The organism is Mycobacterium sp. (assembly GCF_004298145.1).
Taxonomy (GTDB): domain Bacteria; phylum Actinomycetota; class Actinomycetes; order Mycobacteriales; family Mycobacteriaceae; genus Mycobacterium.
The window spans coordinates 1-20,374 of sequence record NZ_SCRH01000042.1 but is presented as its reverse complement, the minus strand read 5'-3'; the positions used below and the strand labels follow the sequence as shown (position 1 = coordinate 20,374).

General features: G+C 67.6%; 16 protein-coding genes and 2 pseudogenes. 7 read left to right on the top strand and 11 right to left on the bottom strand.

The window, feature by feature from the left end; translation table 11 throughout:
* The first annotated feature begins 14 nt into the window (after nucleotides 1-14).
* Nucleotides 15-926 carry a glucose-6-phosphate dehydrogenase assembly protein OpcA gene (opcA, locus tag EPN51_RS16965; RefSeq protein WP_293044633.1) on the top strand — a complete coding sequence of 304 codons (912 nt, stop codon included), beginning with the start codon at nucleotides 15-17 and terminating at the stop codon, nucleotides 924-926.
* Entirely contained in the window at nucleotides 923-1,678 is a 756-nt protein-coding gene (pgl, locus tag EPN51_RS16960) for a 6-phosphogluconolactonase (protein ID WP_293044631.1), read from the top strand. The genes opcA and pgl overlap by 4 nt, the downstream gene beginning before the upstream one ends.
* 40 nt (nucleotides 1,679-1,718) lie before the next feature.
* On the opposite strand, the gene EPN51_RS16955 is transcribed toward pgl, so the two are convergent.
* Complete coding sequence (locus tag EPN51_RS16955) at nucleotides 1,719-2,081, bottom strand: carboxypeptidase-like regulatory domain-containing protein (protein WP_293044765.1); 363 nt, start codon at nucleotides 2,079-2,081, stop codon at nucleotides 1,719-1,721.
* Between the two features lie 6 nt (nucleotides 2,082-2,087).
* Nucleotides 2,088-3,257 (bottom strand): annotated as a pseudogene (locus EPN51_RS16950) (MFS transporter); the annotation flags it as partial.
* Nucleotides 3,258-3,367: 110 nt separating this feature from the next.
* Between EPN51_RS16950 and EPN51_RS16945 the strand changes: the two are divergent.
* Both EPN51_RS16945 and EPN51_RS16940 read left to right on the top strand, forming a co-directional pair.
* Nucleotides 3,368-3,766 carry an ATPase gene (locus EPN51_RS16945; protein ID WP_293044629.1) on the top strand — a complete coding sequence of 133 codons (399 nt, stop codon included), beginning with the start codon at nucleotides 3,368-3,370 and terminating at the stop codon, nucleotides 3,764-3,766.
* Between the two features lie 18 nt (nucleotides 3,767-3,784).
* Nucleotides 3,785-4,714, top strand: a complete 930-nt coding sequence (locus tag EPN51_RS16940) for a histone deacetylase family protein (protein ID WP_293044627.1) — start codon at nucleotides 3,785-3,787, stop codon at nucleotides 4,712-4,714.
* Nucleotides 4,715-4,726: 12 nt separating this feature from the next.
* On the opposite strand, the gene EPN51_RS16935 is transcribed toward EPN51_RS16940, so the two are convergent.
* The 9 genes and pseudogenes from EPN51_RS16935 to EPN51_RS16895 form a co-directional block, all read right to left on the bottom strand.
* On the bottom strand, nucleotides 4,727-5,716 hold the full coding sequence (locus tag EPN51_RS16935) for an aldo/keto reductase (protein ID WP_293044625.1): 990 nt from the start codon (nucleotides 5,714-5,716) through the stop codon (nucleotides 4,727-4,729).
* Between the two features lie 167 nt (nucleotides 5,717-5,883).
* Nucleotides 5,884-8,703, bottom strand: a complete 2,820-nt coding sequence (gene ppc / locus EPN51_RS16930; RefSeq protein ID WP_293044623.1) for a phosphoenolpyruvate carboxylase — start codon at nucleotides 8,701-8,703, stop codon at nucleotides 5,884-5,886.
* Nucleotides 8,704-8,747: 44 nt separating this feature from the next.
* The gene (gene secG, locus EPN51_RS16925) at nucleotides 8,748-8,981 is read right to left on the bottom strand and encodes a preprotein translocase subunit SecG (protein WP_293044621.1); all 234 of its coding nucleotides are present in this window, start codon (nucleotides 8,979-8,981) and stop codon (nucleotides 8,748-8,750) included.
* Nucleotides 8,982-9,024: 43 nt separating this feature from the next.
* Complete coding sequence (tpiA, locus tag EPN51_RS16920) at nucleotides 9,025-9,810, bottom strand: triose-phosphate isomerase (protein ID WP_293044619.1); 786 nt, start codon at nucleotides 9,808-9,810, stop codon at nucleotides 9,025-9,027.
* Between the two features lie 14 nt (nucleotides 9,811-9,824).
* A complete protein-coding gene (locus EPN51_RS16915) occupies nucleotides 9,825-11,066 on the bottom strand; it encodes a phosphoglycerate kinase (protein WP_293044617.1) in 1,242 nt (413 codons plus the stop codon).
* 3 nt (nucleotides 11,067-11,069) lie between these two features.
* Entirely contained in the window at nucleotides 11,070-12,089 is a 1,020-nt protein-coding gene (gap, locus tag EPN51_RS16910; RefSeq protein ID WP_293044615.1) for a type I glyceraldehyde-3-phosphate dehydrogenase, read from the bottom strand.
* A gap of 126 nt (nucleotides 12,090-12,215) precedes the next feature.
* Nucleotides 12,216-13,640, bottom strand: coding sequence for an NAD(P)/FAD-dependent oxidoreductase (locus EPN51_RS16905; RefSeq protein WP_293044614.1), 1,425 nt, complete (start codon nucleotides 13,638-13,640; stop codon nucleotides 12,216-12,218).
* A 128-nt stretch (nucleotides 13,641-13,768) separates the two neighbouring features.
* A pseudogene (locus tag EPN51_RS16900) lies at nucleotides 13,769-15,493 on the bottom strand (DUF3556 domain-containing protein); the annotation flags it as partial.
* Between the two features lie 170 nt (nucleotides 15,494-15,663).
* Nucleotides 15,664-16,146, bottom strand: a complete 483-nt coding sequence (locus tag EPN51_RS16895) for a hypothetical protein (protein WP_293044612.1) — start codon at nucleotides 16,144-16,146, stop codon at nucleotides 15,664-15,666.
* A 257-nt stretch (nucleotides 16,147-16,403) separates the two neighbouring features.
* Here EPN51_RS16895 and EPN51_RS16890 point away from each other — a divergent pair, with 257 nt between their 5' ends.
* Genes EPN51_RS16890 through EPN51_RS16880 form a run of 3 tightly spaced genes read left to right on the top strand, consistent with a single transcriptional unit; the run spans nucleotide 16,404 to nucleotide 20,038 of the window.
* On the top strand, nucleotides 16,404-17,144 hold the full coding sequence (locus EPN51_RS16890) for a lysophospholipid acyltransferase family protein (protein ID WP_293044764.1): 741 nt from the start codon (nucleotides 16,404-16,406) through the stop codon (nucleotides 17,142-17,144).
* Nucleotides 17,145-17,147: 3 nt separating this feature from the next.
* Entirely contained in the window at nucleotides 17,148-18,767 is a 1,620-nt protein-coding gene (gene fadD12 / locus EPN51_RS16885; protein WP_293044610.1) for an acyl-CoA ligase FadD12, read from the top strand.
* Entirely contained in the window at nucleotides 18,767-20,038 is a 1,272-nt protein-coding gene (locus EPN51_RS16880) for an alpha/beta hydrolase (RefSeq protein ID WP_293044608.1), read from the top strand. The genes fadD12 and EPN51_RS16880 overlap by 1 nt, the downstream gene beginning before the upstream one ends.
* The last annotated feature ends 336 nt before the right edge of the window (nucleotides 20,039-20,374 follow it).

Below are 20,374 nucleotides of genomic sequence, written 5' to 3'. Positions count from 1 at the left end.
CGGCGGAGGCCTTGATGATCATTGACATGCCGGACGCCACCACCACCGCGGTCAATAAGAAACTCGACGAACTGCGGGAAAGGGTCGGCGCCGTCGCGATGGGCCGGGTCTTGACGCTGATCATCGCGCCGGACAGCGACGAGATCTTCGAAGAGTCACTGCGAGCGGCCAACGACGCCAGCCACGAACACCCCAGCCGGATCATCGTCACGATGAGGGGCGATCCGTACGCGGACAAGCCCCGGTTGGACGCGCAGCTGCGCGCCGGCGGCGACACCGGCGCCGGCGAGGTCGTGGTGCTGCGGCTGTCCGGGCCGCTGTCCGGCCACGCGGCCAGCGTCGTCACCCCCTTCCTGCTCCCCGACATCCCGGTGGTGGCCTGGTGGCCCGACGTCGCACCGGCGGTTCCCGCGCAGGATCCGTTGGGCCGGTTGGCAATTCGACGCATCACCGACGCGACCAACGGGGTCGACCCGCTGGCGGCGATCAAGAGCCGGCTGCCCGGATACACCGCCGGTGACACTGACCTGGCCTGGGCGCGCATCACCTATTGGCGGGCGCTGCTCACCTCGGCCGTCGACCTGACGCCGCACGAACCGGTCGAGTCGGCGCTGGTGTCCGGTTTGTCAACCGAACCGGCGCTCGACATCCTGGCGGGGTGGCTGGCCAGCCGGATCGACGGCCCGGTGCGCCGGGCGGTCGGCGAGCTCAAGATCGAAATGACGCGCAGCAGCGAAACCATCGTGTTGAGCCGCCCACAGGAAGGCAGGACGGCCACGCTGAGCCGGACGACCCGGCCCGACGCGCTACTTCCCTTGGCGCGCAGGGAAACCGGCGAGTGCCTCGCCGAAGACCTGCGCCGCCTGGATCCCGACGAGATCTACCAAACCGCGCTCGAAGGCATTGAGAAAGTGCAATACGTGTGAATACCAGCATCGAAATCTTCCCCGACAGTCAGGCCGTGGTCGCGGCCGCCGCCACGCGCCTGACCGACACCATCGCGAACGCCGTCGCGGCCCGGGGGCGCGCGCTGGTCGTCCTGACCGGCGGCGGCAGCGGTATCGGGCTGTTGCGGTCGCTCGCGGGACGACCGATCGAGTGGCCCAAGGTGCATCTGTTCTGGGGCGACGAACGCTACGTCCCCGAAGACGATGACGAGCGCAACGACAAGCAGGCCCGGGCGGTGTTGCTCGATCACGTCGACATTCCGTCCAGTCAGGTACACCCGATGCCGGCCAGCGACGGCGAATTCGGCGGCGATCTCGCGGCGGCGGCGCTGGCCTACGAGCAGCTGCTGGCGGCCAACGCCGCGCCCGGCCAGCCGGTGCCGAATTTCGATGTGCACCTGCTGGGCATGGGGCCGGAGGGCCACATCAACTCGCTGTTCCCGGACACCCCGGCCGTGCTCGAAACCACCCGCATGGTGGTGTCGGTCGACGACTCCCCCAAGCCACCGCCGCAACGAATCACCTTGACACTGCCCGCCATTGCGCGTTCCCGCGAAGTCTGGCTGATGGTGTCGGGCGCCGGCAAGGCCGACGCGGCCGCCGCGGCCATCGGCGGTGCCGCACCGGTTGCGGTGCCGGCCGCCGGGGCGGTCGGGCTGGACACCACGCTCTGGCTGCTCGACGAGGACGCCGCGTCCAGGCTGCCGTCGGATCCGTCCGGCGTGGCCTGACACGACCGCTGGCACTGGACATCGGGTTCAGCCAGGCCGGTCACCGCGTCACCGGATATCCCGTCGCGTTGGTAAGTCCGCCGTCTAACGCGTCCGTACCGTCCAGCTGCAGCCCCAGTTCTGTCGGTGCTCGATCCAACACGACCGGAAAGGCTTGCGGCTCATCGCCAGTCGCGGTGATAACAAGCGTGTAGCTGCCGTCGACCGGACCTACGAGATGGTAATAGCCGTCGGCGCTCGACCGCCCTCGAGCGACTTGGCGACCGGCGTTGTCGATCAACGTCAGTGCCGCGCCGGCGAGCGGCGCGCCGTCGACGCGACGAAGATGTCCGTGCAGGACGTTGCCCTCGGCCGACTCGACGAGTTCCTCGGCGGCCTCCTCCAACTCGTGTCCGGTCGGCACGTGAGCCCTGACCACGAGGGCGTGCGCGGTGGCGAGTACCAGCACGCCGAGGAACACTGCAACCCCCGCGAGGTAAAACAGCGCGGACTGACCGTAGTGAGCGGCCACAATCCCGCCCACCCACGGCGCGAGGCCGGCGCCGATGAACCGCACGAAGCTATAAGCGGCGGAGGCTGTCGGCCTGGGCACTGGCGACACCTGCATCACGGTGCCGGTCACCAGTGTGTTGTTCATCCCGATAAACGCACCGCTGACGATCACGCAGGCGATGATCACGGGCGGCCGGTCGATCCAGAATCCGATCGCGGCTATGTCCAGCGACATGAGGAACAGCGTCAGATACAGCGCGGCGGCGGTACCGATGCGCCGCTGCGCCCACGGCGCGCAGAAGACGGCAAAGACCGCAACCAGCAGGCCCCAGCCGAAGAACACCAGCCCGAGTTCGTGCACGCCGATCTTCATCGGATATGGCGAATAGCCCATGACGATGAAGAAGCCCGAGTTGTACAGCAGGGCGGTGACGGCGACGGTCAACAGGCCACGATTGCGCAGGGCCTTGATCGGATCTGCGATCCGGGCTCGCTCGGCCGGGCGCGAAGTCGGTGCGACGAGCGTGATCACGCAGATCAAAGCGACTCCCATGAGCGCGGCTACACCGAAAAATGGTCCACGCCAGCTGATTCCGCCGAGTAGGGCCCCGACCATCGGCCCCATCGCGATGCCCACACCGAGCGCGGCCTCGTAGAGCATGATCGCGCCCGCGAAGCCCCCGCTGGCCGCGCCGACGATGACCGCAAGCGAGGTCGCGATAAACAAAGCGTTGCCCAGACCCCACCCGGCGCGAAAGCCGATGATCCCGTTCACCCCGCCGGCGGTCCCCGCAAGAGCGCTGAACACGGCGATGATGACCAACCCGACGACAAGCGTCCTCTTGGCGCCAATACGGGACGAAACCCAGCCGGTGACGAGCATCGCCACCGCGGTGACCAACAGAAAGCTGGTGAACAACAACGACATCTGCGCCGGTGTCGCACGCAGCTGCCTGGCCATGGTCGGCAGGATCGGATCGACAAGACCGATACCCATGAACGAGATCACACACGCGAAGGCGACCGCCCACACCGATCTCGGCTGGCGTAGAAAGCCAGACGCCCCACGGGTTTTCGTCATCGTCATCCTCCTGAATGCCGTGCATGGCAAGCGGCCTCAACCGCAGAATTAGATAGGTATCCTATCAAACTGGGTTCGGTGACGGCCGCCACACCGGCCTGACGCAGGGGGTCATAATGGCGTTCATGGCAGACAGAACCGTACGCGGGGGCCAAGAGCGAAGCCGGATCAAGACGCTCACCCAGGCCGCGTTGAACGCCGACAAGACGGTGGAGCAGGTCGAAGACGTCCTCGACGGTTTGAGCAACACCATGAAAGAGCTCAACAGTTCCCTGTCAGCCCTGAATGCCACCGTGGAACGCCTGGAAACCGGCCTGGACCACCTGGACGGCACCATGGCCAGCCTGGACGATCTGGCCAAGCGGTTGATCGTGCTGGTCGAGCCGGTGGAAGCCATCGTCGCGCGGATCGACGAGTTGGTGAAGGTGGGCGAGACCATGATGTCTCCCCTGGCGATCACCGAGCACGCGGTGCGCGGTCTGGTGGACAGGCTGCGGAACCGGACCGTGCAGTAGGCCCCGCCGGGACCCCCGATGGCCACGTTGCTGCTGCACCATTCGGCCTTCGCCGCCCACCGGACCGCCCCCGGGCATCCGGAGCGGCCGGATCGCTACCGCGCGGTGGCAGCGGCGCTGAGTCAGCCCCAGTTCGACGCGCTGGTGCGCGAGACGGCCGAGCCGGCCGAGCCGGCGGCCACGCGCTACGTGCACTCCAATCGGTATGTGGACGCGCTGGAGGCGGCGCGTCCCGAGCACGGCTACGTGTATCTCGACGGTGGCGACACGATGATGGAGCCCTCGACGTGGGAGACGGCGTTGCGCGGGGTGGGTGCCACGCTGCGGGCCGTGGACCGGGTGGTGGCCGGCGACGTGCAAAACGCATTCATCGCGTGCCGACCGCCGGGCCATCACGCCGAAACCGAGCGCGCCATGGGTTTCTGCTTGTTCAACAACATCGGCATCGGCGCGCGGCACGCGCAGCGCAAACACGGGCTGATGCGGGTCGCCATCGTCGATTTCGACGTCCATCACGGCAACGGCACGCAACAGATCTTCTACTCCGACCCGAGCGTGCTCTATGCGTCCACGCACCAGATGCCGCTGTTTCCCGGCACCGGTGCGGCGCGAGAAACCGGAGTCGGCAACATCTTCAACTCGCCGCTGGCGCCCGGAGACGGTGGCGCCGAGCTGCGAGCTGCCTTTCGGGACCGGATATTGCCCGCGCTGCAAGCTTTTTCGCCCGAATTGATCATCGTGTCCGCCGGCTTCGACGCCCACGAGCGCGATCCGCTCGGCTCACTGCGCATGACGGCCGACGACTTCGCCTGGGTCACCAGGGAATTGATGAACTCGGCGGAGAAGCTCTGCGACGGCCGGTTGGTCGCGGTGCTCGAAGGCGGTTATGACCTGCAAGCACTGGCCGATTCGGTCACCGCGCACGTCGGTGAGCTGCTGAAAGGCTGAACCCTCCCCCGGTCAGCTCGCCTTTTTCTCGTGCATTTCCGGGGCCGGGCCGCCGACCGGAGTCGCCGACTTCATGATGTCCCCGATCGCGGCAAGGTCTGCCTCGGACAGCGTGACGTCAGCCGCGCCGGCACTGTCCTGGAGGTAGGTGACGTGCTGAGCCCCCATGATGGCGGCGTGCACGCCGGGTTGCGCAAGAGTCCACGCGATGGCCAACTGGCTCATCGTGACACCGAGATCGATGGCCAAATGCCCTAGATCCGCAACGACTTTCAGATTGCGCAGATAGTCCTCGCCGTTGAAGATCGGACTCTTGCTGCGCCAGTCCGCGGCGGCAAGGCGGGTGTCGGCCTTCATCGTTCCCGTGAGCAAACCGTGCGCCAACGGTCCGTACACCATCACCCCAATGTCGTTGGCGTGGCAATAGGGCAGCAGGTCACCCTCGATGTCACGGCGGAACAGGTGGTAGGGCGGCTGCACGGTTTCCACCGCAAGCGTGGCCGAGAGCGCTTCGATTTGGGCGGTGTCGTAGTTCGACACGCCCACGTGCCGAATCTTGCCCTCCGACACCAGTTCTGCGAGCGCCTCGCCGGTCACCTCCGGTGGAGTCGTGGGATCGGGCCAGTGCACCAGGTAGATGTCGATGTAGTCGACGCCCAGCGCGCGAAGGCTGGACTCAACACCGCTTCGCAGGTACGCGGGGCTGGCATCGCGGACCAGTCCCGTGTCGGTTTTGCGCAACCCACCTTTGGTGGCGATCACCAACTCGTCCCGGGCCCGCGTGAATTCGGGGCGAAGGGCTTTACCGAGGATGCGCTCGGATTCCCCGAACCCATACTGCTGGGCGGTATCGAAGAAGTTGATCCCCAGGTCGCGGGCGCGGCGGATCATGGTGATCGCGGCGTCCTCGTCGGCGTGGCCCCAGTCGCTGCTGAACTCCCAGGTACCGAAGGCCAACCGGGAAACCTCAAGTCCCGTCTTGCCGAATGTGATGGATCTCAATGCCAACCTCCCCCGTTGGATAGTCTTCCCCTGCGCGTGCGGCCCGCGTAGGCAAGGCCACGACTCAACCATAACGACGCCGACACCATGTGCCGCAACACCAATGGTCAGCGCGGAAAGTACCGGCTGTGCGACCCTGCCGGGCCCGGGGACCGATTCGCGCGTCGTCAGCCGCTGTTTCGCAGCGCGCTGGCCAGCCCGTTCATCGTCAGCAAAATCCCGCGCTGCACCAATTCGTCGTCGTCGCCGGAACGGTAACGGCGCAGCAATTCCACCTGGAGGTGGTTGAGCGGCTCGAGATACGGGAAGCGGTTGAACACCGAACGCGCCAGCGCCGGGTTGTCGGCGAGCAGGTTGTCCTGCCCGGTGATGAGCTTGTGCATGGCGATGGTTCGCCGGTGCTCATCGACGATCTTGCCGAACACCCGGTGCCGTAATTCCTCGTCGTCCACCAATTCGGCGTAGCGCGCCGCCAGGCCGAGATCGCTTTTGGCCAGCACCTGAGCCAGATTGGACAGCACGCTGCGGAAAAACGGCCACCGCCGGTACAAGTCGTGCAGGATGCCCACCCGCTCGGCCTCGCCCCGCGGGCCCGCCGCGATCCACTGCTCGAATGCCGACCCGGTGCCGTACCAGCCGGGCAGCATGACCCGCGACTGACTCCACGCCAGCACCCACGGGATGGCGCGCAGGTCCGAGATCGACTCGGTGGGTTTGCGGGATGTCGGCCGACTGCCGATATTCAGCGGGCCGATCTCGCTGACCGGTGTGGAAGCCATGAAGTAGTCGACGAAACCGGGTGTGTCGTGCACCAATTCGGCGTAGGCGCGGCGGGCCAGGACGGCCACTTCGTCGAGCACCGCGTACGCCGGTTCGGCGGTGTCGTCCAGGCCCTCGACGTCGAGCAACGTGGACTCCAGCGTGGCGGCCAGCAGGCTTTCCAGATTGCGTTGCGCCACCTGCGGTTCGGCGTATTTGGCGGCGATCACCTCGCCCTGCTCGGTGAGCCGCAGCGAGCCGTTCACCGCGCCGGGCGGCTGGGCCAGGATCGCCTCGTAGCTCGGCCCGCCGCCGCGGCCGACGGTGCCGCCGCGACCATGGAAGAGCCGCAACCGGATTCCGGTTTTGCGCGCCACTTCCACCAGCGCCAGCTCGGCCCGGTACACCGCCCAGCTGGACGCCAGATACCCCCCGTCCTTGTTGGAGTCCGAGTAGCCCAGCATCACCTCCTGGCTTTCGCCGCGCGCCGCCACCAGCGCCCGGTAGATCGGAAGTTCCAGCATCGCGTGCAGGATCGTCGCGCCGTTGTGCAGGTCGTCGATGGTTTCGAACAGCGGGGAAATGCCCACCGGACAGTACGGCTGCGGCCCCGACGCGTCGATCAGCCCCGCCTCTTTCAGCAGGATCGCGGCCTCGAGGACATCGGAGACCGAGCGGCACATCGAGATCACGTAGTTCGGAACGGCGGACAGCCCGTACCGCTTGATCGCGCGCGCGGCCGCGCGCACCACACCCAGCTCGCGGCGGGCCAAGTCGGACAATTGCGCGTCGTCACCGACCAGCGGGCGGCGGGTGCCCAGTTCGGCCGCCAACAGCTCGACCCGCACGTCTTCGGGCAGCGAACGGTAATCCGGGTGCACCCCGGCCCAGGCCAACAGCTCGCCGACCACCTCTTCGTGCGCGTCGGAGTTTTGCCGCATGTCCAGGCCGCACAGATGAAACCCGAAGACCCGCACGCTTTCTCGTAGCAGTGCCAGGCGGTCGTCGGCCAGCAGTGCGCTGCCGTGGGCGCGCAGCGAGCCATCGATGGTGTCGAGGTCGGCCCCCAGCTCGGCCGGGGTCTCATACGGTCGCAACCCCAGATCCAACACCTGCTGCGGTGCCCGGTCCAGGATTTCGGCGCTCGTCGCGCTGAGCCGGCCGCGGATCACCCGCACCGCCCGCCGGTACGGTTCGTCGGCGCGGGCCTCCTCCGCGCAGCCCCCGGCCAGTTCGGCCAGCTCGGGGGTGACCGCGACGAGGCGCGCCGACATCGACAGCTCCTGCTCCAATGCAGTCAGTTCGGCCAGGTAGTGCGCCAGCGCGGTGAACGCGGCGTCACCGGTGGCCTGGCGCACCACGTCGGCCGTCACGTTCGGATTGCCGTCGCGGTCGCCGCCGATCCAGGAACCGGGCGCCACGATCGGCTCGTTGAGCAGGTCGGCGTCGGGCCAGCGGGCACGCAGGGCGTTGCGAACCTCGGCATTGACCTGCGGGATCACCGTGAAGAACGCGGCGGGGTAGTAGCGCAGCCCCACCTCGATCTCGTCGGTGATCTGCAGCCGGGACAACCGGATCAGCGCGGTCTGCCACAGCGTGAGGACCTGGCGGCGCAACTCGAGTTCGATGTTGCCGCCCTCGTCGGTCTCGGTGTGCCCCTCGGCGTGCAGCCGCATCAGCTTGGTGATCCGGTGCTGAGTGACGAAGACGGTGCGCCGGCGGGTCTCGGTGGGGTGGGCGGTGATCACCGGGGCAACCACCGCACCCCGCAGCGCGTCGGCCACCGTGGCCGAATCGAGTTGTGCGTCATCAAGTTTGGCGTAGGTGGCGGCCAGGGTGCTGTCCTGCGGAGGTTCGCCGGCGGCGACGTGAATCGCGCGGCGGCGCTCGCGGTGGATGTCTTCGGCGACGTTGGCCAGCAGCGCGAAGTGGCTGAACGCCCGGATGACCGGGACGGCCTGGTGGATGTCGATGCCGTCGAAGAGCCGCGCCAGCTCCGCGCGGTCGATCTCGGAGCGCCGCACCCGGAACGATTCCACCCGGGCGCGTTCGACGAGCTCGAACACCTCGCGCCCGTTCTGCTCGCGCACGGTGTCGCCCAGGATGGCGCCCAGCAGCCTGATGTCGGCCCGCATCGGCTCCGTCGCCTCGCGCCCCACCGGGGTGCGCTGGACGGCGCCGATCGGTTCCAGCGAGCCGTCGGAGACTTCGGAGGAGGCGTCAGCCATGCGTCCCAGTGTCGGTGTGGCGCTGTACGAGGCAGGTCAGTTTGTCAGTGGTACTTGATCAGCAGCGCCATAGCGATGATGCACACCAGCCAGATGGCGGTGATGAAATACGTCAGCCGGTCCAGGTTCTTTTCCACCACTGTGGACCCGGACAGGCTGGACTGGACGCCGCCACCGAACAGCGTGGACAGGCCGCCACCCTTGGCACGGTGCAGCAGCACCAGCAGCACCACCAGGATGCTGGTGACGACCAGGGTGATCTGCAAGGCCAACTGCATGACGGCCAGCCTACCGGTGCCGGGCAGCTCTCAGGACCCCGCCCTAGGGGAGAGGCCCACCGGCGGCGATGGCCGCCAGCGTCGCGAATTGCTCGCCGTCCAGCGACGCACCGCCGACCAGACCGCCGTCGATGTCGTCGCGGGCGACGATCTCACCGACGTTCTTGGCGTTGACCGAGCCGCCGTAGAGCACCCGCACCGAGTCGGCGATCTTGGGCGAGGCGAGTGACGCCAATTCCTTGCGGACGGCCGCGCACACCTCCTGGGCGTCGGCGGCGCTGGCCACCCGCCCGGTGCCGATCGCCCATACCGGCTCGTAGGCGATGACGACCTTGCCGATCTGCTCGGCCGAGAGCCCGGCCAGCGAACCGCGCAGCTGCTCCTCGCAGTGGATGACGTGGTTTCCGGCCTCGCGGACGTCGAGGTGCTCGCCGATGCAGACGATCGGGGTCAGTTCGTACTTGAGCGCGGCGGCGGTCTTGGCGGCCACCACCGCGTCGTCCTCGTGGTGGTACGTCCTGCGCTCGGAGTGCCCCACGACGACGAACGTGCAGCCCAGCTTGGCCAGGAAGGCGCCGCTGACCTCCCCTGTGTAGGCGCCCGAGTCGTGCTGGGACAGGTCCTGCCCGCCGTAGGTCAGCCGCAGCTTGTCGCCGTCGACCAGGGTCTGCACGCTGCGCAGGTCGGTGAACGGCGGCAGCACCGTGACGTCAACTTTGTCGTAGTACTTGTCCGGCAACGCGAACGCGATCTTTTGCACCAGCGCGATCGCCTCGAAGTGATTGAGGTTCATCTTCCAGTTGCCGGCGATCAGTGGCTTGCGGCTCACGACTCTGGGCCTCCCTAGTTGTGGTCGGGCTGGGGTCGACTCAACACCTCGATACCTGGAAGCGTCTTGCCCTCAAGGTATTCCAGCGATGCTCCACCGCCGGTGGAGATGTGCGAGAAGTCGCTCTCCGGGATGCCCAGCGCGCGCACGGCGGCCGCGGAGTCGCCGCCGCCGACCACGCTGAAGGCGCCCTTTCCGGTTGCCGCGGCGATCGCTTCGGCGACACCCTTGGTTCCCGCGGCGAACGCCGGGAACTCGAACACGCCCATCGGCCCGTTCCAGAAGACGGTTTCGGCGTTGGACAGCAACGTGGTGAACCGCTTGACCGATCCCGGCCCGATGTCCAGGCCCGTCAGGTCGTCCGGGATGGCATCGGCGGCGACGGTCTGCGGCGTCGCGTCGGCGGCGAACTTGTCGGCCACCACGATGTCCACCGGCAGCCGCAGCACGTCGACGTAGGTGTCCAGCAGCCTGCGGCAGGTATCCACCATCTCGGTCTCCAGCAGCGATTTACCGACCGAAAAGCCTTGCGCCGCCAGGAAAGTGAAGCACATGCCGCCGCCGATGACGATGCTGTCGGCCTTGGTGGCCAGCGATTCGATGACACCGAGCTTGTCGGACACCTTCGACCCGCCGAGCACCACCGCGTAGGGGCGTTTGGTGGAGCTGGTCAGCTGCTCCAGCACTGCGATCTCCTCGGCCACCAGCGTGCCGGCGTAGTGCGGCAGCAGGGTGGCGACGTCGTACACGGAGGCCTGCTTGCGGTGCACCACACCGAAGCCGTCGGAGACGAAAGCCCCAGTCGGCCCGACCAATTCGGCCAGCTGCCGAGCCAGGGCGAGCCGCTGGTCGTCATCCTTGCTGGTTTCGCGGGAATCGAAGCGGATGTTCTCCAGCAGCAGGACGTCGCCGTCGGTCAGCCCCTCGGCGCGGGCCAGCGCGTCGGCGCCGACGACTCCGAACTGATCGGAGCCGGCCAGTTGCACGTGCCGGCCCAGCTGCTCGGACAGCGCCGCGGCGACCGGCGCCAGTGACAACGCCGGGTCGGCCCCGCCCTTGGGACGGCCGAGGTGCGCGGTGACCACCACCTTGGCGCCGGCCTCGACCAGCGCCTTCAGCGTCGGCACCGAGGCGGTGATGCGCCCGGGGTCGGTGATCCTGCCGTCATCGAGCGGCACATTCAAATCCGAGCGCACCAGCACGCCGCGACCCGAAACCCCCTCGCCGAGAAGGTCTTTCAACGTGTGGACAGCCACGGGTTACAGCGACTTGCCGACCAGGGCGACCAGGTCCACCAGGCGGTTGGAGTAACCCCATTCATTGTCGTACCAGGACACCACCTTGGCCTGGTCGTCGATCACCTTCGTCAGACCAGAGTCGAAGATCGAGCTGTGCGGGTCGGTGACGATGTCGCTGGAGACGATCGGCGCGTCGTAGTACTTGAGGATGCCCTTCATCGGGCCCTCGGCGGCGGCCTTCATCGCGGCGTTGATCTCGTCGGCGGTGGCGGACTTCTTCAGGTCGGCGGTCAGGTCGGTCACCGAGCCGGTGGGGATCGGCACCCGCAGCGCGTACCCGTCGAGCTTGCCCTTCAGCTCGGGCATCACCAGCCCGATGGCCTTGGCCGCGCCGGTCGAGGTGGGCACGATGTTCAGCGCGGCGGCGCGGGCGCGGCGCAGGTCCTTGTGCGGCCCGTCCTGCAGGTTCTGGTCGGCGGTGTAGGCGTGGATGGTGGTCATCAGGCCCTTGACGATGCCGAACTCGTCATGCAAAACCTTGGCCAGCGGTGCGAGGCAGTTCGTGGTGCACGACGCGTTGGAGATGATGTTCTGGCTGCCGTCGTACTTGTCGTCATTGACCCCCAGACAGATGGTGATGTCCGGGTCGGTGGCCGGCGCGGAGATGATCACCTTCTTGGCGCCCGCATCCAGGTGGCCCTTGGCCTTGGCGGCGTTCGTGAAGATGCCGGTGGACTCGACGACGACGTCGACGCCCAGGTCACCCCAGGGCAGCGCCGCCGGGCCTTCCTTGACCTCCAGCGCCTTGATCTTGGTGTTGCCGACGACGATGGTGTCGTCACCCTCGAGGCTGACGTCGTGCGGGAGGCGGCCGAGGATGGAGTCGAATTTCAGCAGGTGCGCCAGGCTGGCGTTGTCGGTGAGGTCGTTGACCGCGACCACCTCGATATCAGCGGTGCCCTGCTCCTGTTGAACCAATAAGGCCCGGTAGAAGTTCCGCCCGATTCGACCGAAGCCGTTGATACCTACTCGGACCGTCACTTGTCTCTCCTCTGTCTTTCTTTCCTGTGTCCGCTGATTTGCGCTCGCCGCCAGCCTAGATCAGTGAGGCCTATCGTTGCCGCGCTGGTGCATCACCCGTGACGTCGGCCACACGCCGGCCGCGGGCTACCGGCGACGCTTCCGCAACCGGCCCAGCGCCGCCTCGGCGGCGTAGTAACCGCACAGCCCGTGGATGCCGGCCCCCGGCGGCGAGGACTGCGAACACAGGTATACCCCCGGCACACCGGTCGCGTACGGGTTGACCGAGACGCGCGGGCGCAGGATGACCTGCAGCCCGTCGTTGGCGCCGCCGATGATGTCGCCGCCGATGAAATTGGGGTTGTAGGCCTCCAACTCGGCGGTGCCCTTGCTGACGGTGGCGACGATGCGGTCGCGGAATCCCGGGGCGAACCGCTCGATCTGGTCGATGACGGCCGCGGTGGCGTCGCCGCTGTAGCCGAACGGCACGTGCGCGTAGGCCCAGATCGGATTGATGTTGCCCGCCGAGCGCGAGGGGTCGGCCAGATACTGCTGGCCAACGAGCACGAACGGCCGCCGCGCCATCGTGCCTTGCGCGCGTTGACGTTCGGTGTCGGCGACCTCGGCGAACGTGCCGCCCAGGTGGACGGTGCCGGCGCGACCGCAGTCGGGATTGGTCCAGGGGATGTGGCCTTCGATGGCGAAGTCGACCTTGAACGCCGAGGACCCCTGGCGGTAGCGCCGATAGGACCGCTTGATCCGCGCGGGCATGACGTCGCCGTAGATGTTCAGCGCCGCGGCCGGGCTGACATCGAGCAGCACGATGTCGGCGGTGGGGATGTCGTTGCGACCGGTGACGGTGACGCCGGTGGTCACGGCGCCGCCGTGCTCGGTGAGGGCGGCGGCCAGCGCCCTGGTGATCGAACCCGATCCCCCTTCGGCGACGGGCCACCCGTACCGGTGGCCGCTGGCCAGGATCATCAGCCCGAGGGATGCGGTGAGCGGGCGGTCCAGCCGGGTATAGATGTGTGCGGCCGATCCGCCGAACAGCGCCCGCGCCTGTTCGGTGCGAAACCAGCGGGCCATCATGGTGGCCGGCAGCGCCGCGCGCGGCCCGAACGCGGCCAGGCGGACCGGGTGGCGTGGAACGTTGAGCACGGGGCGGAGCAGGTCTTGCGCCAGGGCGTCGAATCCGGCCGCGAGGTCCCCGATCGCGCGGCGCCACCGGGGCCCGTCGGGTCCCATGCCGGCCGTCGTCTCATCGATCGACTGGTACAGGACCCCGGCGGTCCCGTCGTCGAGCGGATGCGCACAGTCGACCTCCGGCCACTTCCAGGCGAGCCCGTACCGCTGCAGGTCGATCTGCTTCCAGAACGGCGAACCGATCCCCAGCGGGTGAAACGCCGAGCAGTGGTCGTGGATCACCCCGGGCACCGTCAGCTCACCCGAGCGCGCTCCCCCGCCGACGGTCTCGCCGGCCTCCAGCACCTGGACGTCGACGCCGTGGCGGGCGAGATGGATCGCGGCGGCCAGGCCGTTGGGCCCGGCACCGACCACGACCGCGGTCGTCATCGGGTGCTGCGCCGCGTGGCCCGCGGCGATCGCAAGCGCGGCGAAGCCGGGCGCGGCGGGTCACCGCCATCGATTCGCGGCGATCGCAAGCGCGGCGAAGCCGGGCGCGGCGGGTCACCGCCATCGATGACGTGCACGGGATAGTCGTCGCCGGGCTCGGGCCAGGGCTGGCGGCTCAGCATGTCCTTGATGTCGACGTAGCCCTCTTCGATCACGCCGGTCTTGGCGTCAAGGATGCGATACGACTGCCGTTGGATGTGGATGGGCTGGCCCTCCAGGACGATGACGCGGACGTCGCCGTCCTCGAAGTGGCACCGGCGTTGCACCGCCTCCAGCAGTTGCTCGTTGTGCAGGTGGCCCTCGCCGAAGTTCCAACCGACGAGCGGCCCGGCAACGATTTCGCCCTCACGGATCTTGTAGTCGGCTTCGTCGTCGATCGCGCGCGGCAGCAGCCCGTTGAGCGCCCGGCCATGCACGTGCATCGCGCGGAAGGCGGCGATTTTGTCTGCCAGGATTTCGGCGGTTTCCGGGTCGTAGAGCCTCGCCAGCTGATTGACGACGAGCGCAGAGCTCTTCACGATGTCGGCGTCGATCTTTTCCTCGGCGCCCGCGCGGAAGCACCACACACTGGTGGCCCAGTTGCCAGCGTAGTAGCGCATTGCCGGAAGGAACGAAATCTTCTCGGGGAACATGTTTCCCGCGATGACCACCACCACCGCGAGGATCACGAGGGCCAGCAGCACAGGCGAGTGAAGATCGGTGGCCCGGACCGCGCCGTAGTGCCCGAACAGGTAGAACAGCGAGAAGATGAAGAACACGTTCCACTCCAAGGGCACTCCCATCGGGAGGTTGGAAATGATGTTGAGATGGAACAGCACCATGAACCCGATCAGGAACCACCGCCACGGGTGATCGCCCGCGAAGAAGACCAGAACCGTCGGAACCACGAATTCCGCTGTGGTGCCGCCAACATGGGCCATCAGCTTGGGCACCAGGGACGGTCGCAGGTCGTTGACATGGTCGAGGTAGAGCAGGTGCTTCACCGGATTGAACAGGCGGCCTCGCAGCAGCGCGTTGTTGCTGGTCATCACCGCCACCACGTAAGGGAAATGGTGGTTGAGCTTGGAAACCGCTGCGCCCCACCACAAGCAGAGCATGATGATCTTGAAGGCCGCGATCTGATCGGTGAACGGGAAAAAGAACACGAACAGCTTCAGCCAATAGTGTTCACCGCGGGCGGCCAGGAAGACCGTCTTGTCTCGTAGACCCAACAGGGCCAGCGCCACGATCGTCGGGATGACCAGGACGGGATCGATCAGGCCGACATCGCCGGCGGTGGTGACCGGCCCGCCGTGACCGGGCGACAGCAGCGCCCACACCCCGCCGATCAGAACGATGGCATACAGCGTGACATCGACGGCGGTGCGGGTGTCACCACGGGTGAACGGAACCTTGTCGGGCCAGGCTGGCAGACGAATCGTGTTGGGCCGCAACCAGTAAAGAATGCCTCCGATCGGTGGCATGAACCGCCCGGTCAGCGGCCCGGATCCGCAGCCGAGGCCCGTGACCTCGAACAGCAGCGTGAAGATGACGACCTTCTGGTAGACGATGGGTTGCGTCCACCAGTCGCCGATGCGGCCCAGGCCGCCCAGGCCGGGGGTAAGCGAGATGATCGCGGCGGGCACGACGATGTACAGGGCGATCTTGAGCAGGTACAGCAGATACACGGCATACGGCGTCCCGAAGCCGTGTTCCGCCCAGTGCCGGGTTACGACTTGCAGCCGGGTGGCCCGGGGCAACGTGTGCCAGGTGCTGCGATCGACGTCCGGAAGTTCCGGTGACATGAATCCCATGGGGCGGCCTCGTTCCTGTCGGAAAAACCAGCTGGCCCATCGAATGTATCGGCACCGCCCGGCGAGCGTGCCGATTCGTGCGCCTCAGCCGGTTTTGTGCCCGCCACCCAGCCGGAGATTCGATGACGAAAACCGCTGCGGCACCCTTTGATTCACCCCGGACCGGGGCCTCAACGGCGGACCGCGAGCTGGCCCCGCGGCGAACCGGCGGGGGTTTCGGCCGGTGCCCGGCGGGCAAATCGGCGGCACAGCTTTTCGGCCAGGGCCTCGACCGTCTGCTGATCCTGTTCGGCGACCCGTACCAGGCGCCGGAAGCCGGCCGCGGCGTCGATGTCCCCCTTGGCTTCCGCGGCGGCGATTTTCCGCTGGTACTCGTCGATGCGCTGATCGATGAGGCCGCGCTGCCCGGCGAGCAGGCGCACGAAGTAGTCGGCCTGCAGCTGGTCCGCCGTGCCCGGTGCTGCTGCGGCGAACGGCCCCGCGGCCCGCTCGATGGCCGGCGCGGGCCGGGATGGTCCTTGAGTTTGACGGGCCGATTCCGCGCGGACGCCATTGGTATGGGAGCGTCGCTCGCGCCGTTCCCGGGTGCTCGCTGATCTATGTGTGGCGCTCGAACGCGCGCCGCGGTCGGCTGAGAGACCGGCTACGTCCATCGGGTCCCCATTTCTCGAGGGGTACTCAGGGCGTCGTAACGATAACGCCCCGATCCGGACCACACCATATGCCCGGGCGAAAAAGCCAAAACACGATGACGACGGCGCCACCCCGGTCGCTACCATCGAGGGACTCGACTCGGCCCCTCAGACCTCAAGTGGCCTCGCGCGAGCGTCAAGGGAGGAACGTGACCGGCAGCGACGACCCCGATGACGGGGACATCGGCAAATTCGACCCCGTCCTGACCCAGCGCCTGATGGCGGTGATGCGGCCGGTCTTGAAGACCTACTTCCGGTCGGAGGTGCACGGCCTGGATTCGTTCCCGCCCGGCGGAGCGCTGGTCGTCGGTAACCACTCCGGCGGCATGTTCCCCATGGATGTCCCGATCTTCAGCGCCCACTTCTACGACAAGCTCGGCTACGACCGGCCCGTCTACACGCTGAGCCACGACATCCTCATGACCGGCCCCACCGCGGACTTGTTCCGGCGCGCCGGATACATCCGGGCCAACCGGGAGAACGCGGCCGTCGCGCTGCGCTCCGGCGGCGTCGTCATCGTGTTCCCCGGCGGCGACTACGACGCCTACCGGCCCACCCTGTCGGAGAACGTCATCGACTTCAACGGCCGCAAGGGGTACATCCGCACCGCCATCGATGCCGGCGTGCCGATCGTGCCGGCGGTGTCGATCGGGGGGCAGGAGACCCAGCTCTACCTGACCCGGGGCACCTGGCTGGCCGAGCGGCTGGGAATCAAGCGCTTGCTGCGCAGCGCCATTCTGCCGTTGTCGTTCGGCTTCCCCTTCGGCTTGAGTGCCGTCATCCCGCCCAATCTGCCACTGCCCACCAAGATCGTGACCCGGGTGCTGGAGCCGATCGACATCGCCAAGCGGTTCGGCGAGAACCCCGACATCGACGAGGTCGACGAGTACGTGCGGTCGGTGATGCAGGAAGCCCTGACCGAGCTCGCCGCCAAGCGCCGGTTCCCAATTCTCGGCTGAGTCATGCCAAATCCTTTCAGCGAGACCCTTGGTCTGATCGGCACCATGCGCCGCGCCGGCCTGATCGCGCCCATGCGCCCGGATCGCTATGTGCGGATCGCCGCGGCCATGCGCCGCGAAGGCATGGGCATGACGTCGGGGTTCGCCAGCGCCGCCCAACGTTGCCCGGACCGGCCGGGCCTGATCGACGAACGCGGCAGCCTGACCTGGCGAGAACTCGACGAGCGGTGCAACGCGCTCGCCGCGGCGCTCCAGGGATTGCCGTGCGGCCAGCCCCGGGTGATCGGCATCATGTGCCGCAATCACCGCGGTTTCGTCGAGGCCCTGGTGGCGGCCGACCGGATCGGCTCGGACATCTTGTTGCTCAACACGTCGTTCGCCGGGCCGGCGCTGGCCGACGTGGTGACCCGCGAAGGCGTCGACGCCGTCATCTACGACGAGGAGTTCACCGCGACGGTGGAGCGCGCGCTGGCCGGTGCGCCCGACGCGCTCCGCATCGTCGCGTGGACCGGCGCCGAGCATGAGCGCAGCGTCGAGGGGCTGATCGCCGCCCACATCGGGGCGCAACCGAAACGCACCGGCCGCAAGGGCAAGATGATCCTGCTCACTTCCGGCACCACCGGAACTCCCAAGGGCGCCAAGCAATCTGGCGGTGACGCGGGAATCGGCACGCTGAAGGCGATCCTGGACCGCACGCCGTGGCGGGCCGAGGAGCCCATCGTGATCGTGGCGCCGATGTTCCACGCCTGGGGTTTCTCCCAACTGCTGCTCGCGGCGTCGTTCGCCTGCCCGGTGATCACCCGGCGCAAATTCGACCCGGAGGCCACGCTGGACCTGATCGACCGGCACCGCGCGACCGGCCTGGTGGTGGTGCCGGTGATGTTCGACCGGATCATGGATCTGCCCCCCGAGGTGCGGCGCCGCTACAGCGGCCGGTCCCTGCGGTTCGCCGCGGCATCGGGTTCGCGGATGCGACCCGACGTCGTCACCGCGTTCATGGACGAGTTCGGCGACGTGATCTACAACAACTACAACGCCACCGAGGCGGGCATGATCGCCACCGCCACCCCGGCCGACCTGCGCGCCGCGCCCGACACCGCGGGCCGGCCCGCGGGCGGCACCGAAATCCGCATCCTGGACCCGGATTTCAACGAGCTGCCGGCCGGCGAGGTCGGCAGCATCTACGTCCGCAACAACACCCAGTTCGACGGTTACACCTCGGGCAGCAGTAAGGACTTTCATGCCGGATTCATGTCGTCGGGCGACGTCGGGTATCTGGACTCCGCGGGGCGGTTGTTCGTGGTCGGCCGCGACGACGAGATGATCGTGTCCGGCGGCGAGAACGTCTACCCGATCGAGGTGGAGAAGACGCTTGCGGCACATCCCGACGTGGCGGAGGCATCGGTGATCGGCGTGGACGACGAACAATACGGACAGCGGCTGGTGGCTTTCGTGGTGCTGGAGGCCGGCGCCGGGGCCACCCCCGACGTCCTCAAGCAACACGTGCGGGAGAACCTGGCCAACTACAAGGTGCCCCGCGAGATCACCGTCCTGGACGAACTTCCCCGCGGCAGCACCGGCAAGATCCTGCGCGCGGACCTGCGAGCACGGGTCGACGGCTGATGCGGCTCCCCCGGGCGATCAGAAGACCACGGCCGCTGGCGCGCGCCGCGCTGGAATTGGCCAACGCCGCCAACGGATTACGCCCGCTCGCCCGCAAGGGCTACAGCACGGTGCTGGTGTTCTGGTTCGGCTGGCCGGCCTCCGAGGTGCCGGGCGTGTACTTCTCCGCTTCGCTGGCCGATGCGCTGCGGCGGGGGCGCCGCGGTGACTTCGCGGGACGCCGCGGGAAGGCGGCGCTGGCGCTGACGGTGGCGTCCTGGGCCATCCTGGGCGTGATCAAGTATCGGGGTGTCACCACCCCCGGCCCGGTGCTGGAGGCGGGGTTACGCGGCCAACTCGGCGACGACTACGAAGAGGCGCTGGGCAAGCTGCCCCAGACCGAGCCCACTCGCAGCGGGCGTCGCACCCTGCCGCTGGGAAACACGGTGGCGCGGCGCCGCTACGTCGAGAAGACGAACGTCGTGTCCTACGGCCCGCACGGCCGCGCCAACCTGGCCGACATCTGGCGCCGCCACGACCTCCCGCGCGACGGCAAGGCGCCGGTGCTGGTGCAGGTGCCCGGCGGGGCATGGGTGATCGGAATGCGCCGGCCGCAGGCCTATCCGCTGATGAGCCACCTGGCCGCGCGCGGCTGGGTGTGCGTGTCCATCGGTTACCGGGTTTCGCCGCGGCACACCTGGCCCGACCACATCGTCGACGTCAAACGCGCGCTGGCCTGGGTCAAGGAGAACGTCTCCCACTACGGCGGGGACCCGAACTTCGTCGCGATCACCGGCGGGTCGGCCGGCGGCCACCTGTGTTCGCTGGCGGCGCTGACCCCCAACGACCCGACGTTCCAGCCGGGCTTCGAGGACGCCGACACGTCGGTGGTCGCCGCGGTTCCCGTGTACGGGCGCTACGACTGGTTCTCCACCGAGGGTGAGGGCCGGCGCGAATTCGTGGATTTGCTCCAGAAGTTCGTTGTCAAACGGAAATTCAACGCCCACCGCGACATCTACGTCGACGCCTCGCCGACCCGGCGGGTGCGCGCCGACGCACCACCCTTCTTCGTCTTGCACGGCCACGACGATTCCCTCATCCCGGTGGGCGAGGCGCAGGAGTTCGTCGAGGAGCTGCGCGCGGTGTCGAAGTCTCCCGTCGCCTATGCCGAATTACCGCACGCCCAACACGCTTTCGACATCTTCAGTTCCCCGCGCGCGCATCGGTCCGCGGAGGCCGTGGCGCGGTTCTTGTCGTGGGTGTACGCGACCAATCTGCCCGAGCGCGACTGAGGTCCCCAATCAGAAATGCGGAACCGGCGTGGTTTGGCGTTGTGAGGACGGCAGGACTGTGTCGAACGTGGGGCCTGGGTACGAATCCCTGTCATTTTTCGTCCATACCCACACGCTCGGCAAGCCGTGGCGCACTTGCAATCGAATTAGCGACTCATGACACCAGGGCGGCTCCGTCACCGGCTGTCATCGTGACGGTCCACCGAACCGGATACTGAAATCGTATATCGAAATCCCTTGTGTCACTGTGTTTTCAGTGGTCACAGGGCGGGGTTTTTTGTCGGTGGGTGTCGATAGTTTCGCTTGTATGAGTTCAACTGGTCTGCCCGATGTCGA